Origin of the sequence: Vibrio sp. nBUS_14 (assembly GCF_051201655.1) — a bacterium.
Classification (GTDB): Bacteria; Pseudomonadota; Gammaproteobacteria; order Enterobacterales; family Vibrionaceae; genus Vibrio.
Window position 1 is genome coordinate 1,436,842 of record NZ_CP179207.1, and the last position, 17,460, is coordinate 1,454,301.

A 17,460-nucleotide genomic window follows, 5' to 3' on the forward strand; every position below is an offset into this window, starting at 1 on the left:
AAAGATTGAATTTGTTACTGAAGAGCTTAATCTTAGGGTTGGGCTCTTTTTGTATCAAGCGACGAACCCATTGACGATAGAAACCACTCCTCAGCTCTCCCCTACTTATTATCTCGACAACTTCAATCGACTGATTGAACACGCTCAAACACTCTATCCCGATCTTCTGAGTGACGATGAATATCGGTGGCTGTCGGAATACAAACGTCTTTCGGTTGCAAGCCAGTGCCTAATCGTTCGTTTACTTTCTCGCAAAGGCTGCTGGTTTCGAAGTGATAAGCTCGACTATACTGAGGTTCCAGATCTGAAAAGCGCCCTGCAAGAGCTAAACGCATCGAACTTCATTACGTTAAGTCACCCAACTGAACAACATAACCTCGTAATCAGTCAGCTCGAATTAGGATTGCATCTACTGACTAAACCAGAGCTGTTCAGCGCATTCCCATCTCTTAAGAACAATAAGACAGCGAAGAAAGACGAACTCTTGGCTTTGCTCGATCACCAGCCTTTTGATCAGTTTCAAAACTTGTCGTTCGATTGTATCTACGTTGTCGAATCTGCCGTTATTGATGTCTTACTACTGCTCTTCTTTGGCAATACTTATCAAGACCTAAGCCAATTCGTTCTGAGCGACCTTGGACTCAACACCTTCGAAAACTACCCATTAAGCAAACAGCGTCGTTTCTTCATCTATAGAGAACAGATCAATCAACTGCTCCAGATACGTGATATTCAACGTCAATATTATGAGGGGAATCGTAAAGACCCTGAATATCTTGAACATCTTTTACAATCGATACCTGCAGAATCAGAACACAAGAGCATAGCTAGAAAACGATCTCGTTTGATCAACGACATCGCTCGCGATCTAGAAAGGCTCAACCAAAACGATCAAGCTGTCTTTTGGTTCAAACAATCCGTACTTAATCCGAGCAGAGAACGACTTGCACGCATCTATGACAAGCAAGACGAGCTAAACTTAATGTGTGACATCGTCACGAAAATGAAAGCAAATCCATCAGATGTATCAGAGTTTGAGGTCGCGGTTAAGCTTGAGCAAAGGTTATTACGCAGGCAGGGCCACAAAGTGCCACGCGCTTCAAAACCAAATTGTGAGCAGATAAAGTTGGAGTTTGACCTAAGCCAAACGCGAGTCGAGCTTGCGGTAAAGCAGCATTTTGAGGACCAAGGCTGGGATGTTTACTTCTCTGAGAACAGTTTTTTATGTGGGTTGTTTGGCTTAGCCTTATGGGAAGCAATTTTCGCAAACGTTGAGGGCGCATTTATCAATCGCTACCAACATCGCCCCCTGGATCTGTACCATTCAGATTTCTTAGACAAGCGAGTTGAACAAATCCAGTCTGTGTTTCAAACCCTATCCGAGCAAGGGCTAAACCAATTGCTTGATATCTACGACCAAAAACACGGTATTGCTAACCCTTTTGTTCATTGGAATCATTTTCCCAAAACGCTCATAGAACACAGCATCGATTCCATTCCCAATGCCTTAATCGTCGAGCTATTCAAAGTGATATTGAGTGATATAAAGCTATTTAGAACTGGGATGCCGGATTTGATTGCCTTCAAGGACGATGAATTTCATTGGATTGAGGTCAAAGGGCCCGGCGACAAATTGCAAGATAACCAGTGGCGATGGCTCAAAGAGTTTGAGCGATTGTCTGTTCCATTCTCGGTTTGCTACGTTAATCAGTAACGCTTGACTCGCCAGTATGACAAGTGCTTCGAAAGGTTACGTTATTCAATCCCATTAATATGTTGTCTATAAAAACGTTAGAACATGAGCATTTTCAATCATTTTCGATATAATTAGAGAAAATGCCTAATCTTTAAATACGTATGAATCTGAAAAAACTCTTCATTTTAGCTTTTGTTAGCATCTTCTCAGGTTGTGCCGTTTACGCTGGTCTTAATTTCGATGAGCTATTCGGTAAACAAGAAGTTCGTGATCGTCAGGCTCCTATTCTCTCAGCCCAAGCACAGCATTTCATCGACGAAGTAAAGCCCATTATTGATAACCGCTGCGTAGTTTGTCACGCTTGTTACGACGCGCCCTGCCAGTTAAAAATGTCTTCCGTGGAAGGTATAGACCGAGGTGCAAGCAAAGCACTCGTCTACCAAGGCACACGTTTGACGGCCTCAGCCCCTACTCGTCTATTTGAAGATGCGATAACCACACAAGAGTGGCGTGAAGCTGATTTTCATCCGGTACTCAACGAGCGAATTCAAACCCCTACCGCTAACCTCGATGCGGGTCTTGTATCTCGAATGCTAATTCAGAAAGAGAATTACCCTCTTCCCGATCAAACTCAGCTCGAAGGTTTCGATTTTTCAACCGACCGTGACCAACAATGCCCGACCATCGAAGAATATGCTCAGTATGAAAGAGACTACCCGACTTGGGGAATGCCTTATGGGATGCCTAACTTAGACAAAACTGAATACGCAACGTTGATGAGTTGGCTGGAAAATGGCTCGCTCATGAATGCCCACATCCCCCTCAATGAAAGTGAACAAGAGCTGGTCACTATTTATGAAGATCTTCTCAATAAAAGTGATCTTAAAAGTCAACTTTCAGCTCGTTACATCTATGAGCACCTGTTTTTATCGCATGTTTACTTCTCAGATCTAGAGCAACCGATACGTTTCTTTTCAATCGTTCGCTCTGCAACCCCTCCAGGCCAAGCCGTAGAACGTATCAGCACCCGTCGCCCTTACGGTGACCCAAAGGTTGACCGCGTTTACTACCGACTCATCCCCGAACAAGGCACGATTGTCGATAAAACACACATGCCATTTTCTCTCAACAAAGATCGATTGCAGAAGTGGAAGACGTGGTTTTTTGATGCAGATTATGAAGTAAAACAGCTACCTAGCTACAAGATTGATGTCGCCGCGAATCCAATGACCTCGTTTGAAGCCATACCAGTGAATTCTCGCTTTAACTTCATGTTGGATAACGCGCAGAACACCATCATGGCCTATATCAAAGGACCGGTGTGTCGTGGTCAACTTGCCTTGAACGTGATTAACGATCGTTTTTGGGTTTTCTTCATCGACCCAGATAAAGCCGATGTTCCAGAAATTAACGCCTTCTACGCAAGCCAAAAGAAAAACTTAAAGTTACCTAGTGAGCTTAAAAGTAACACAGTACCTGTGACTCACTGGGTGAGATACGCAAAGCAGCAAGCGCGATACTTAAACGCGAAATCAGACTTCACCAACCAATGGTTTGAGAGTGGAGTAAACCTAGACACGGGCATCATTTGGGATGGAGATGGCATCAACCAGAACGCTGCTCTCACCGTCTTTAGGCACTTCGATAGCGCATCTGTTGTACAAGGGTTAGTTGGCACGCAACCTAAGACTGCATGGATTCTTGATTATGCTCTTCTAGAACGTATTCATTACCTTCTCGTTGCAGGCTTCGATGTTTACGGTAACTTTGGCCACCAGCTGATGACTCGTATGTTTATGGATTTCTTGCGTCTTGAAGGTGAAAGTAACTTCTTAACCCTTCTTCCTAAAGACGTTCGTCACATCGAACACTCAAGTTGGTACCAAAACCAAAGCGCACAACTGAGCGACTACTTACAGCGAAACATTGCACCTTTTGATCAGCCTACCAGCGTGGTTTACAAAACGGCCGATCCTAAGCGTGAATTGTTGAATATGATCAAAGATAAACTCGAGCCTATTCTCGATAACCGCTTTGATATTGTCGAAACAGGTTTTGGTAGAAAGAATGAAGCACTGCTGAATCAAGTGAGTTTGATTAAAGGAGAAGGCCTACGTCATGTTCCTCAATTAGTAATGATCATGATTGAAGGGGAAAATGGCGAAGAGCAACTGTTCACCATGATTCACAATAACGCTCACAGCAACATTTCGAGCTTGTTTAATGAAGAAGGTAACCGTCATTACTCCAACGACGACTTAACGCTCGTTCGTGGCGTTGTGGGCAGCTACCCTGTGGCTTACCTGTCATTAACCGAGAGTGAGATTCCGACTCTGGTTAAAATGCTACAGAAGTTGAACACGGAAGAAGACTACCTGGCGTTACTTGATAAGTTTGCAGTACGACGCAGCTCTCCGGAATTTTGGCCGTTCAGTGACCGAGTTCATAGCTGGTATCGACAAAACCAACCGATTGAGTTCGGCCTGTTAGATTACAATCGCTTTGAGAATAGATAGTAGGCCCTAAACAGCACAATAGTGATGAACATGTCGTCACTTACTAAAATAAAACATTCGTCAGAGGCGTTTTATTCGAAGCTAGATAGTACTCACCGACGCTTTTCAAACCTGTTACTACTGACTTGTAACTTATGGTTTATGGCTTATGGCTTATGGCTTATGCGAAACATCCTTCAAACATGCTGCTTGAGTGCAATTAATGAATCTTTCGCGAGTTCAACTAAAGCCTCTGCATCTTCTCTATACTGCTGCAATGGTTCTTGGCTTGTCTCTATCACTTGGCAAGCATTGTAAAGTTGCAACAAACCTAAACTCCCCGCGGAACCTTTAAGTTTATGAGCGAGAGACTTCACTTCACGTCCATTGTCCGAATCACTCGCTTCGACCATTTCGCTTAAAGTGACGCGGCTACTCTCTTCAAACAATCCCACAATCTGCTTCATCTTGTCTAAGCCAAGAATGGACAAATCACCTTTGATGACATTGGAATCAATCAATTTCACAGGAGTCTCTCCTTCGTCTTCAGTTTGCGAAGCCTTGATGGCCAGATCAGAGACGACACTCGCCATCTGAGATGAATACAACTCGTTACCTTTATTGCGTTGAGGCTTGTTATTTTGACTGCATATAGAATCGTTAGGATCGGGCTGTTGCAGTAGTAAAGTATTGCCATCCAGCTGAGTCACAATGAGTTGAGCAAGTGCCTCTTTTTCTAACGGCTTAGGTAAAAAACCATCGAACCCAGATGCTAAATAGTTCTCAACTTCCTCATTGAACACATGAGCCGATACCGCAACCATAGGCGGCGCGTACCGCTCTGGAACATCTGATGAAACCACAACAATGTCTTTCAGTTGCTGGATTAACTCCACGCCATCGCAGTCAGGAAGGTTAATATCAACCAACGCAATGTCGAAGGCTTGCTCGCTAAAAATAGTCCGAGCTTCTTGGCCCGTTGTTGCGATAACAACCTCATGCCCTAAGTTATGTAAGAACCCTTCCGCAATAATGCAGTTAACCAGATTATCTTCAATAAGCAATACCTTGGCGCGAATACAGGTTTCAACAGCCACAACTTTGGCTTCAATTTTATCACCCACTTGCAGCGGTAAAGAGAACCAGAACTGACTGCCGTCGCCCTCTTCTGAGTAAACACCAATATCACCATTCATTGCCAACATGATGCTTTTACTGATCGCTAGGCCTAGCCCTGTGCCGCCCGTTTTATTGCGGCCACTATCGGTTTGGCTAAACGCATCGAACAGACACTTCTGTTCAGCTTCATTAATACCAACTCCGGTATCGGACACCTGAAACATGACACGATTTTCATCTTCAACATCCAAGCTTATGAAGATATCGACGGCGCCACTGTCGGTAAATTTGATGGCATTACCGACAAGATTATTCAAGATCTGGCTAATTCGAGTCACATCGCCACGCCAATAACGGTGAACATCACTTTCGATATGGAAATTAAAGTCTAGCTTCTTCTCGGCAGCTCGGCCTTCCATTAATTGATAGGTATCTTGAACCATCTGATGCAAGTCGAAGGAAGCAACACGAATCTCAAGATGCCCTGCCTCAATTTTTGAATAATCGAGTACATCATTCAGGATCGCCAGCAAGTTCTTACCACTGCGGTTAATGATATCCGCATAACCCGATTGCAAAGGATCTAACCCTGTGTCTTTGAGCAATCGTGCGGTACCTAGCACACCGTTCATTGGCGTTCTAATTTCATGGCTCATGGTTGCCAAGAAAGCAGATTTCGCACGGCTTGCTTGCTCGGCGGCACTGCGGGCTTTAGCGTGGTTCCCTACCTCAACATTCAACTTCTCATTGATGTCTTGCAACTGGTAAGTTCGCTCAGTGATCAGCTCTTCAAGGTGTTCTTTATGCTCTTCAAGTTCTCGTTTTGCTTTGGCTTCACCGATCGCGACCACTTGCAGAGCTTGCGCGGTGTTTCTCGCCGTAATAATCGCTTCACCCATGTGTGCGAGTTCATCATTACCCTTAACGGAAATATCGATATTAAGTCGCCCTTGTGCAATCGACATCAGGGCAATCGAATACTCACCTAAGCGTTTAACCACGGAGATGTAAACCACTCGCCACACAATAAACGCCACGATAATCAGGCCCACAATGGAGATAACCGATAACGACCATTGAGCCAAGTTCAAGGTTGATGTTAGATCATCAACCGCCTTTTTTGTGCTCAAGTTCGAGTCATCAACAAGCTGATTGACCGTGGTGTTGAGTTCGGAGAATAGCTGCAAAGTATTCTGCATTAAGAACTCCGACTTTTGCGTGTTTTCATACTGCTCTAGAGAGATATCAAACACGACCTTACGTCGATGTAATTCTTCAAGAAGTTGAGACATTTGAGCGGAACGAGTCGGATCTTCTACGGCTTTAACACGACGCGCCATGATTCTGAGATTCGCCTCGAATTCCGTTTGAATTTGGTGAATACGCTCAACGTTAGTTACAGTCTGAGTTTCTTCGATTTGATTGAGCATTGTAAAGGCTAACAGATGCAATTCATGCAAGCGTTCTGACAGATCAAGATCGACCTCAACCAACGCATCTAGCGCTTGATAAGCCTTGTCTGTTTCTGTGGTTTCTAACAGGTCATATATATGTGTGACATTAGCAACCGCAATGGTGGCAGTGTTCAAAACTTGTGTACGGGTTAACTGTTCGAGCTCTTCAGCAAGCAAACGCATCTCTTCTACGCGTGACGAAAGTTCTTTGGTCAGCCATAGCTTGTGCGCTCGACGGCAACCCCTAGCTCAGCCAGCGTATTGATAACGCTTTGGACATTGTTTTCAAGTTTATGCAGCAGTTGAGAGTCGAAGCTATCGGCACCTAAATCTTTGATGTGTTGAAGAAGCGACTCCAGTTGGTCAAACAGTATTATGCCTGCTTCCTTTCTTTCGGCTTCGTTTCTCGCGCTAGAGAGTGTTTGCACAGACGATATAATACGATTACTCAACTCAGAAACCTGACGAGCTTCAATCATCGCGGGTAACGCTGAGTCAACAACGTTTCTCTCTGTTTTTGCTACGAAACTGAATCCAGAAACACCAATCAATGCAGACAAAAGGACCAGTAATGCCATCACTAAAAATGAGGCCAGTAGCTTGCGTCCAATACTTGCTGTGGCTAACAACATAAACCCTTAACCTTAAAAACGTTCTTCTTTACCCATGCAGAATACGCTATATTTTGCAGTGTTTCTTATCTAAAACCAATAAAACGGCAATTCATGCTATCTAAATCCTTTACTTCTACATGTCTTCTTTCGTTACTGGCTATCATGGCTTCATCGACGTATGCCAGTGAGCCAATGAACTCAGAACAGCCTTCCGACTCTAAACCTAAGAAAGAGAAGATCTGCGCCATTTATCCACACCTTAAAGACTCATATTGGCTATCAGTCAATTACGGCATGGTCTCTGAGGCCGAAAAACAGCAGGTTGAATTAAGGGTATTAGAAGCAGGCGGATACCCAAATATTGGTAAGCAAGCCTCTCAACTTGTACTTTGTACTCAATGGGGCGCTGACGCCATTATATTAGGTACCGTATCCCCTGATGCGTATCGCGATAATCTCTCAGATTGGGTTGGGAACACACCCGTTTTCGCCACCGTAAACGAACTCGCTATAAGTAAAGAACAACAAAAAGTTCTAAAAGGGACAGTCGGTGTCGATTGGCATCAGATGGGATTTCTAGTGGGTGAATTTCTAGCTAAGCGACATCCAAAAGGTTCTGGTAAAACACTTATTGCCCTGCTACTTGGCCCTCAGTCTAGCGGAGGCACAAAACCTGTCGCTGTGGGCTTCTATGATGCAATCAAATCAAGTGATGTAGAGATTGAAATCAGCTATTGGGCCGATAACGATAAAGAGCTACAAAGAAACCTTGTACAGCAAGTGATTGAGCAGCCAGATATTCAATATATTGTTGGTAGTGCAGTCGCAATCGAAGCGGCGATTAGTGAATTAAGAGCCGCCGGAAAAACCAAAGAAATAGGTTTGATCTCAAGTTATTTGAGTCACGGAACTTATCGAGGGCTGCTGCGTAACAAGGTGTTATTTGCGCCAACAGACAAAATGGTTGAACAAGGCCGATTATCCGTTAAACAAGCCGTCAGTTATTTGCGTGATCAGCCATATGAGAAACACAGTGCACCCACTATCGAAGCGCTAACACCTGCAACGCTCAAAGATCAGATTATCGCCGACTCTTTGTCACCTTCTGAGTTTCGTCCGGTATTCAGTGTGAACCCTTAGTGCTATATTGGCTGAAGAACTCAAAACAATAAAAACGAAATAATCATTTAGGGAACATTCATGCAAAAAACAACGCGTACTATGCCAACGCATAAGAATATCGCTTTGGTCGCTCATGACCATTTCAAACCTGAGCTACTAAGATGGGTCAAAGAGAACAAAGAAAAACTACAAAAGCACTTCCTTTATGCAACGGGCACGACGGGTTCTCTACTAAGTAAAGAAACAGGCTTAGCGATTAAGAGCATGATCAGTGGCCCTATGGGCGGTGACCAACAACTGGGTGCGCTTATCTCTGAAGGCAAGATCGATATGATGATTTTCTTCTGGGATCCATTGAATGCCGTACCACACGACCCAGATGTAAAAGCACTGCTTCGTATCGCAAGTGTTTGGAACATCCCAGTGGCAACCAACCGCGCTACCGCTAACTTCTTATTTAACTCTTCACTGCTTGAAGAAGAAGTGGTCATCGAGATCCCAGACTACGAAGCGTACCTAGCTGAGCGCACTTAAGTCTTAGTTTCACCAACAGATCTGTTTGCTTTCTTAGCGGATAGGAAATCAAGCACAAAAAAGCCTGCTTAGTGAACTGACCCCCAATAGTTGGACACCAATTATTGGGGGTCTTTTTATGTCCAAAATTTTTACGCTTCACTCCACACAGCCATCTCATTGCTACTTGGTTCAAGGAAATGGAAACGTCGTCCACCGGGAAAACTAAATATTTCACGGTTAACCTGGCCACCAGCATCAATAACATCAATAACATCACGCTCAGTTTGCTCAAGATCTTGACTGTAAAACACCATCAGTGCAGCACCATTATCCGCGCTGGAGGCTAAGTCCGCCAAATAGAAACCGCCCATTAAACCTTGACCTTCGAAAGCAGAATACTCAGGCCCGTAGTCTTCAAAACGCCAAGCAAACGCTTGAATAAAAACGTTTTAGTTGCCTCAATATCGCGAGCAGGAAATTCTATGTAATTAATAGAGCCGTGCTCCATGTCAGCACCCTCTGGTTAGCTGTTTTTCAAGTTTGGTGTTCTCAAGCTTGATATTCTGAAACCTTTTTCTGGCTTATTTTTTACGAACGACCGGATAATCTGAACCGTGAAGTTCTTGTACGAAGCCTGAGCCGTCACCACTATGGGTAATCCAAACTTTCTCTTTTGCACGTGTCATTGCCACGTAGAACAAACGTCGCTCTTCAGCATAAGGGAAGACATCTGACGATTCCGTCAAAGCACCATCAATATGAAGTTGCTTCTTCTTCGCCGGGAATTGGCCTTCGTCTACACAAAGTATAATCACAAAATCCGCTTCTTTACCCTTACTGGCGTGGCAAGTCATAAATTTCAAATCGATCGAGCTGAAGATCTTTTTCCAATCCTCCAATAGTTCCGGTTTATGGTAATGATTACGACCTAACAACATAACCGACTTGTTTTGCTTTCCTTTAGCCTGCCTGTTCAACTGATCGAGGATCTTCTCAATGTCTTTGCTTGATGTACTGTAAACCGCCTTCTGTTTCTGTTGCTTAAAGCTGTTCAGTTCTTTTGATAATTGAATCGGGTTTTCTTGCACAAAGCGATTGGCAACCGCACCTAACTGATTGTTAAATCGATAAGTAGTATCGAGGTGGTGGATCGTCGAGCTTTCGAATCTGTCTTTAAAGCCGGTCGTTAAATCAACATCGGCACCCGCAAATTGATAAATAGACTGCCAGTCATCACCCACGGCAAAAATAGAAGCTTGACGCTCGGCTTTAGATTGATTACACAAGGCTTCAACCAATGCTAAACGGTCTGGTGAGATATCTTGATATTCATCGATCATGATGAACTTCCAAGGAGAGACAAACTTGCCCTTCTCAACATATTGAGTAGCACGACTGATCATGGTAGAGAAGTCGATATGATTCTCTTCTTTTAATGCTTTCTGCCACGCAGCCACACAAGGCCAACACAGTGATAATTCACTATTAAGACGCGTATAGTCTCTATTATCGATAAGCTGCTGTTGTACTTCTTTCTTTGATAGACCCGATGCATTCAACTGCTCAAGCTGTTTCTCTAGCCAACCAATCAATTTCAGATTAGAAACGTGGCTTCCGAGTTCATCATCACCAGTCAGATAAGCGATTGGCCATTTAGATAAGTGCTTTTGCCAACGTTTGAAGTTGGATGGCGTCATCCAATGTTTTTTAAGCCAATCAATGCACCACGCTTGGCGTTGATTGTCATCTAAGGCTAATGGAGAAATAACAACACGTTCGATTTCAACCTGATTTAAGATCTTCAAACCTAACTGGTGAAAAGTATTGACTTGCACCTTCTCTGCTGAAAAACCAATTTTACTGTCGAGGCGCTGTTTCATCTCTTGTGCCGCTTCACGACCGAAGGCAAGCAACAGTAACTCTTCAGCTTGTGCTTGATGGCTTTGCAACAAGTACGCGACACGAGCCGTCAAAACACTGGTTTTCCCCGAGCCAGCGCCCGCAAGAATCAAGTTATGGTCATCGTTCATCAAAACCGCATATTGCTGCGACAAATTCAACGGAGATGACTCACATTGAGCAAACAGCACTTCCCAGTTCTTTCTTTCAGTCTCTAGCCATTGTTGGTTTCTGTCAGCTTGCTTAATCTCGGTTTCAGATAACCATGGCTGCATTCTCGCGACACGTTTAGGCATACGCTGCGCGGCTTCTTCCAAAGTCATGTTCATGTTTTCTAAGCCGGAGTTGACCATGTCGACCCAGATGTTCACTTTAGAATGAGGTAGGAAAGCAGGAAGTTGTTCAAGACGCGTGAGTTCAGCCTCCCATTGAGGGACATGCTCTGCAAGCTGCTCACATTGAATGTCGTGCCAACGTTGATAAGCAGCAACCGACGCACGAGCAAATTGACGACATTGATCCCAAGGTAAACCTTGTACTAACCAACTACGCTGTTGACCATCTTGTTGATTAGCAAAGAACTGTAACGATCCCCAGAACAATCCGCGCTTTATCGCGATCTTGCCACTCCAAATAGTAAACGGAATACGTTCTTCACTGCCTACTGAAGACAACAATAGGCGTGGACCATCAAGTTCAACCTGATGATATTCATTTTGAATAAAAAACTGTGCAGTCTTGTTAGCGCTTAGCTGCATTGGAGCGTGCTCTTTAATTGGGAATATTGAATTTATATCATGATGCAATGAGAATTAATAATGTCTCTCATCTTATCGACGCTTTCATGACCACCTAAGGCCAATGATGGATAAGTATCAGATTCTTGTGCTTGATTTCTGTTAGGATTATGGTTTTAGTGTGTCAAGTGAGGGACTGTGGAATTTTCAGCCAAATTACGCCTTTATTGGGCGAATAAAACCATAAATTACAGCGTGTTAATTCTCATCACCCTTCTCGGTGTTGTGATTCCATCTTGGTATTATGAACAAAACACACTGATCACCCCATTAATTTTAGGTGTCATCGCGGGTGCACTGGCTGAAAGTGACGACAGCTTTACGGGCCGCCTAAAAGCACTCACCCTGACCTTTCTCTGTTTTGCGATCGCCGCCTTTTCTATTGAGCTACTTTTCAACACACCTTGGCTGTTCGCATTAGGACTTTTCGCATCGACTTTTTCATTCATTATGCTTGGCGCGATTGGGCCTAAATACGCGAGCATCGCATTTGGCTCTCTACTGGTCGCGATTTACACCATGCTCGGTGCACACGAGAGCATCAACTTATGGTTTCAACCACTACTGCTATTAACAGGCGCGGCTTGGTACTACTTCATGTCAATGATTTGGCAAATTGTATGGCCAATGCAACCTGTGCAGCAAAACCTTGCGACCGTGTTTGATCAAATCGGCACCTATATGAACTCTAAGGCTGTGTTGTTTTATCCGGTGTCTGACCTTATGCCGCAGCCACACCGTATTATCGAAGCTAAATTGAATGCGAGCACAGTGAATGCACTCAACATGTGTAAAGCGACTCTACTTAACCGTTCTAAACGCGGGCACATCGATGGTCCAAGCGACCGATTCTTGAATACCTATTTCATCGCACAAGACATCCATGAACGCGTGAGTTCAACCCACTACCGTTATCAAGAGCTAGCCAAACACTTCGAACGTTCTGATGTATTGTTCCGCTTTAAGTATCTTCTAGAGGCTCAGGCAACCGCGTGTAAAGAAGTCGCAAGTTCGCTTAAGGTTGGCGCAGAGTACCAACATGGCGATAAATCTGTACTAGCGCTTGATGAGTTGATGTCTTCACTTAACCATCTTCAGGAGCAGAACAAACCTGAATGGAAACCACTGCTAAGCCAATTGAATTATCTATTCAACAACCTAGCAACCGTTGAAAAGCAGCTATCGAATATCAGTAACCCTGACGCTGAGAAACTAGAAGAAGGTGTGTTAGACGATACTAACCCACATACCTTGACGGCAATGTGGCAAAAGATAAGAGCCAACCTGCACACCGACTCAATGCTGTTTCGCCACGCAATACGTATGGCCGTCACGCTGACGCTCGGTTACGGCATCATTCAAGGTTTTGATATCGAACGTGGTTATTGGATATTACTAACGACACTGTTCGTATGTCAGCCCAACTACAGTGCCACACGCCAAAAGCTGACAGCCCGTGTGATTGGCACTGTGGCTGGTTTGTTGATTGGGGTTCCACTACTGACCTTCTTTCCCTCTCAAGAGAGCCAGTTAGTCTTTATTGTGATCAGTGGCGTGATGTTCTTTGCATTCCGTATCAACAACTACGGCTTCGCAACCGGCTTTATTACCTTGCTGGTGTTGTTCTGTTTCAATCAGCTCGGCGAAGGCTATGCCGTGGTATTGCCAAGGCTAGCGGATACTTTCATTGGCTGTGCGCTTGCCGTTTTGGCTGTGATTTACATTTTACCGGACTGGCAATCGAAACGACTGCACAAGGTGATGGCAGATGCCCTTGATTCAAATAAGAATTATCTGGCTCAGATCATTGGCCAATACCGTGTAGGCAAAAAAGACACACTCAATTACCGCATTTCTCGCCGTAGTGCGCACAATAACGATGCCAACCTAACCGTCGCTATCAGTAGCATGCTGGTAGAGCCCGGTAAGTACAGAATCTCTGAAGACGAGAGCTTCCGCTTTCTTACCTTAAACCACGCTTTACTGAGCTATATCTCAGCGCTGGGGGCCCATAGAACGCGTATCGATGATGAAACGACACACAAGCTTGTGTTAGATGCGCACAGAGTAATACACGAACACCTCGATGCTCTGAACGACCAGCTTTATTCTCGTTGTGAGCACTGCGAAGTCAAAAATGCTTATGATCCTGAGCTTGATAAACGTTTAAGTGAGTGGAGAGAAGAGGACGAAAGCTCTGTAAGGATGGTCCTACAGCAGTTACATTTGATCTATCGAATGCTTCCAGAACTACACACTTTGGCCACCAAGTTTGCCGTTAAAGTGAACATCGAAAAGCCTCTCGAAAAGGCGAATTCAGATCTAGAAGATAAAATACTGTAAAAACAGAAAGATACATAATTTGAATGCATAATGATCAATAGGTGTATGTCTGTTTATTATACCAATACCTATAAGTAGGTATAATAAACTAACTGCACGCCCCGCGGGGAAAGGGTTCAGGGCATTTTTACTTTGTAGGGATTTTCTGACTTTGATTAACCAAGCGTTAACTTTGCCTGACAATCCTCGGACAAAAAACAACCAGAGAAATTTATAGTTGTCTTAGTTTCAAGAACCTTCAAACATCTTTTAATATTGATTTAATGTTGGTTGATTTCTTGCACCAGGTAGAATATGCTCAATAGAGCGTATGGATTTGAACTAAGGTCACATTATGAATACACAACAATTTGAAGCATTTAAGCAACAGATACAGCTTCTTAGCCCTCAGCAATTGAAAGCATTACAGGGTGAAATCGATGGTAATGTCGAGACAGAACAGCCTTCTCTGCTTACTGACGAAGAGTTGAACGATCTAAACGACCTGTTTAATTAGTAAACAGAAGATCACTATTTTAGTCTAAGTTCATCTTTGCACCGTAAATTACACCACTTAACCATTGCGCTCAAAATATCATCAACCTAAACTCATTTCATACGTCAATTGAAGGTTCTGACATGCCGATTTCGGGGATTCAATCAGGTTATGCCATTATTCAGCAGTCAACCAATATGGCTGAAGAAGCGGCAATTGAACTGAACCAAGCCGCTCAGCACACTCCCGAATCAAATGACTTATCCCAATCTAGCGATCTTAGCTTTAACCAAATTGAACCTGAAAAATCTCTTTCTATAAAAGACAAAGAACCCGAGCCCATTTCATCCTCAACTGATTCACTAATAAAACTGACCCAAAGTGCTAGTTACAATCGAGTTGGCGCGAGTGTAGCGGATCGTCAAAACGAAGCCATTGGTAGTATTCTCGACATCCATATCTGATCAATAGTCACACTTTGTGCTTGTTTCCTATGTCCTGAATCGGTTTGATTCAACGACTTTTGATGCTTTTTGACTCTATAAGCACACAAACTGTAACTCATTATATCTGACGCTTGTTTCTGGTTTATTACTCGGTAGAATCAGCGCAAACTATTCTTGCAGCACAAACTTTACTTCGTACTACTTATGCCAAAACTAAATCTGCATCGCCGTGACTATGTTTCTATTTTAGGAGGCGACATCTCCGCAGACGAATTAGAAAAGAAGCTCGAACCTCATTTTGAGAAACCAGTGAATAAGCTGACTCCGAGTCCTTATCTGACAGAAAAAAACCTTACACGTCGTTGGACTGCTCTCGATAATGCAGACTCGCAGCAAGAACTGCTCGACCCTCATACTCAAAGCCAGATTCAGGCTTATGAGAAAAACATAGAGCACTTTATTGGCACGGTAAAAGTCCCTGTTGGTATATCTGGCCCTTTAAGAGTCAATGGCCTGTTTGCTAAAGGCGACTACCTAGTCCCACTTGCAACCACTGAAGCGGCGCTTGTCGCGTCGTATAACCGTGGTTCAAAGCTGATCACAGCTTGTGGTGGAGCAAGTGCAATGTTGCTCAATGAAGGCGTAACACGGACGCCAGGTTTCGCATTCCAAGGGTTAGTTGAAGCAGGACAGTTTGTGGCATGGGCAGTGACCCAGTATGACCAATTTAAAACCTTAGCTGAATCAACAACGTCGCACGGCAAACTAACTGACATCAATATCAACATCGAAGGCAACCATGTTTACTTGGTGTTTGAGTTCCTGACTGGCGACGCTTCTGGTCAGAATATGGTGACTATCGCGACCAACGCGGTGTTTGAGTACATCATTGAACATACACCAGTGAAACCCGATCACGCCTTCCTAGATGGCAACTTATCGGGCGACAAAAAAGCCAATACCCAAACCTTACGCAGCGTTCGTGGTAAGAAAGTCACAGCCGAGGTCAACATCTCTGCTGAGCTTGTCGCTAAGTACCTCCACACCACACCAGAGAAGATGGTGCAGTTCGGACAAATGACCACAGTCGGTGGTGCTCTAAGTGGCACGATTGGTATTAATGCTCACTATGCGAATGCACTTGCTGCGCTCTACATTGCTTGCGGCCAGGACGCGGCATGTGTTGCTGAGTCTGCGATTGGTATGACTCGCATGGAGCTCAACAAAGAAGGCGGTTTATACACGAGCGTAACGCTGCCTAACTTGATGTTGGGGACAGTTGGTGGAGGTACAGGCCTGCCAAGTCAAAAAGCGTGTCTCGATTTATTAGGGCTACACGGCAACGGTAAATCACAAGCCTTAGCCGAAGTATGTGCAGCATTGTGTTTAGCGGGTGAGCTGTCGATTGTAGGCGCATTCTGTGCAGGTCACTTTTCGCGAGCCCATCACAAGTTAGCGCGCTAATTTCTGTTATAAAACTTTAAATCGACCGTTGTCACGCATTGAGTGAGTTGTGTATGGATTACTTACATTTATCGCGAGTGAGCCTTAAACACCTCACTGCGCTTCATATTATGCTGAACACCTACAGCGTCACACAAACCTCAGAGCAACTCTTTGTCAGCCCTTCGAGTGTGAGTAAAACATTATCGCAGCTGCGTGACATCCTTAACGACGAGCTTTTCTATCGGGACGGCATCAAGCTGATCCCGACTCCCTTTGCCCTAAAAATAGCCCCCACCGTCCACGCGATTCTTTCCAGCATGAATGGGCTACTTCACCAAAAGAGTTTTACTCCTCAAGAGTACCAAGGCAGCTTTTCACTTTCGATGCGTGAAAGTACCTTTGAGGTGTTCGCCTCGAAGATCAGCAAAATCACCACTGAACTTGCACCAAAAGCCAAGCTTAATATCTATTCGAAACAGGAGCTTGGGTTCGATGCTTTGCTCAGTGGTAAAGTCAACTTGATCTTGTTGCCCCACGATATCTCTCAGCCACCAACGGATAATAAAGAACTGGTGTGGGAAGCGATTCTTCCTGATGAAATGGTTTGTTTGATGGGCGCGCACCACCCTCTCGCTCAGCAAGAGCTAACGGTTGAAGGTTATTTAGATTACAAACACATTGGAATCTTAGATAACGAACTATCGAAGCCGTACTTTGAGCAAAACTTAGTGCAATGTCATAAGCCAAGAGATATAGCGATATCGGTAGCAGATTTTGGTGCGGCGGCAGTGCTGTGTCACCATACCCACTTCTTGTTCACTTGCTCAAAACAATGGATTGAGCATGCCAAACAAGCACAAGGTTTGGTAAGTAAACCACTTCCTTTTGATTACGGTAAAGTGGCGTATAGTTTGGTGTGGAACAAGCCAAACATGAATGACCAAGCGATCAAATGGTTGTGTGACTTGTTCTTAGAAGCTTAATAATTTTAAAGATTTAACGTTCTTAGAAGCTTGTCTGAGCGTCTAAACAATTTAG

General features: G+C 44.1%; 10 protein-coding genes and 2 pseudogenes. 9 read left to right on the forward strand and 3 right to left on the reverse strand.

The genetic code is table 11. The features are described from left to right. The first annotated feature begins 49 nt into the window (after positions 1-49). Both ACMAZD_RS24210 and ACMAZD_RS24215 read left to right on the forward strand, forming a co-directional pair. Positions 50-1,714 (forward strand): VRR-NUC domain-containing protein, encoded by a 1,665-nt coding sequence (locus tag ACMAZD_RS24210; protein WP_435249789.1) that lies wholly within the window; start codon positions 50-52, stop codon positions 1,712-1,714. Positions 1,715-1,857: 143 nt separating this feature from the next. Next, a complete protein-coding gene (locus ACMAZD_RS24215) occupies positions 1,858-4,212 on the forward strand; it encodes a fatty acid cis/trans isomerase (RefSeq protein ID WP_435249790.1) in 2,355 nt (784 codons plus the stop codon). A gap of 176 nt (positions 4,213-4,388) precedes the next feature. On the opposite strand, the pseudogene torS reads toward ACMAZD_RS24215, so the two are convergent. Beyond that, positions 4,389-7,396 (reverse strand): annotated as a pseudogene (torS, locus tag ACMAZD_RS24220) (TMAO reductase system sensor histidine kinase/response regulator TorS). 93 nt (positions 7,397-7,489) lie between these two features. Between torS and torT the strand changes: the two are divergent. Together torT and ACMAZD_RS24230 are read left to right on the forward strand one after the other, a co-directional pair. Continuing rightward, complete coding sequence (gene torT, locus ACMAZD_RS24225) at positions 7,490-8,518, forward strand: TMAO reductase system periplasmic protein TorT (protein WP_435249791.1); 1,029 nt, start codon at positions 7,490-7,492, stop codon at positions 8,516-8,518. A 60-nt stretch (positions 8,519-8,578) separates the two neighbouring features. After that, entirely contained in the window at positions 8,579-9,034 is a 456-nt protein-coding gene (locus ACMAZD_RS24230; protein WP_017105060.1) for a methylglyoxal synthase, read from the forward strand. Between the two features lie 131 nt (positions 9,035-9,165). Here ACMAZD_RS24230 and ACMAZD_RS24235 read toward each other — a convergent pair. Together ACMAZD_RS24235 and helD are read right to left on the reverse strand one after the other, a co-directional pair. Then, a pseudogene (locus ACMAZD_RS24235) lies at positions 9,166-9,524 on the reverse strand (VOC family protein). Positions 9,525-9,597: 73 nt separating this feature from the next. Further along, a complete protein-coding gene (gene helD / locus ACMAZD_RS24240; protein WP_435249792.1) occupies positions 9,598-11,673 on the reverse strand; it encodes a DNA helicase IV in 2,076 nt (691 codons plus the stop codon). A 177-nt stretch (positions 11,674-11,850) separates the two neighbouring features. Between helD and yccS the strand changes: the two genes are divergently transcribed. The 5 genes from yccS to ACMAZD_RS24265 all read left to right on the forward strand — a co-directional run bounded on the left by yccS (position 11,851) and on the right by ACMAZD_RS24265 (position 17,405). After that, positions 11,851-14,055 carry a YccS family putative transporter gene (gene yccS / locus ACMAZD_RS24245; protein ID WP_435249793.1) on the forward strand — a complete coding sequence of 735 codons (2,205 nt, stop codon included), beginning with the start codon at positions 11,851-11,853 and terminating at the stop codon, positions 14,053-14,055. A gap of 334 nt (positions 14,056-14,389) precedes the next feature. Beyond that, complete coding sequence (locus tag ACMAZD_RS24250; protein WP_435249794.1) at positions 14,390-14,551, forward strand: hypothetical protein; 162 nt, start codon at positions 14,390-14,392, stop codon at positions 14,549-14,551. A 122-nt stretch (positions 14,552-14,673) separates the two neighbouring features. After that, positions 14,674-14,994: a hypothetical protein gene (locus ACMAZD_RS24255; protein ID WP_435249795.1), complete on the forward strand. Its 321-nt coding sequence runs from the start codon at positions 14,674-14,676 to the stop codon at positions 14,992-14,994. A 186-nt stretch (positions 14,995-15,180) separates the two neighbouring features. After that, positions 15,181-16,440, forward strand: coding sequence for a hydroxymethylglutaryl-CoA reductase (locus ACMAZD_RS24260; RefSeq protein ID WP_435249796.1), 1,260 nt, complete (start codon positions 15,181-15,183; stop codon positions 16,438-16,440). 53 nt (positions 16,441-16,493) lie between these two features. After that, entirely contained in the window at positions 16,494-17,405 is a 912-nt protein-coding gene (locus ACMAZD_RS24265; protein WP_435249797.1) for a LysR family transcriptional regulator, read from the forward strand. Positions 17,406-17,460: the final 55 nt, after the last annotated feature.

Bases quoted from the DNA above. Each gene is read 5' to 3' on its own strand.
- ACMAZD_RS24215 (WP_435249790.1), top strand. From the start codon at position 1,858: ATGAATCTGAAAAAACTCTTCATTTTAGCTTTTGTTAGCATCTTCTCA.
- torT (WP_435249791.1), top strand. From the start codon at position 7,490: ATGCTATCTAAATCCTTTACTTCTACATGTCTTCTTTCGTTACTGGCT.
- ACMAZD_RS24230 (WP_017105060.1), top strand. From the start codon at position 8,579: ATGCAAAAAACAACGCGTACTATGCCAACGCATAAGAATATCGCTTTG.
- helD (WP_435249792.1), bottom strand. From the start codon at position 11,673: ATGCAGCTAAGCGCTAACAAGACTGCACAGTTTTTTATTCAAAATGAA.
- ACMAZD_RS24250 (WP_435249794.1), top strand. From the start codon at position 14,390: ATGAATACACAACAATTTGAAGCATTTAAGCAACAGATACAGCTTCTT.
- ACMAZD_RS24255 (WP_435249795.1), top strand. From the start codon at position 14,674: ATGCCGATTTCGGGGATTCAATCAGGTTATGCCATTATTCAGCAGTCA.
- ACMAZD_RS24260 (WP_435249796.1), top strand. From the start codon at position 15,181: ATGCCAAAACTAAATCTGCATCGCCGTGACTATGTTTCTATTTTAGGA.
- ACMAZD_RS24265 (WP_435249797.1), top strand. From the start codon at position 16,494: ATGGATTACTTACATTTATCGCGAGTGAGCCTTAAACACCTCACTGCG.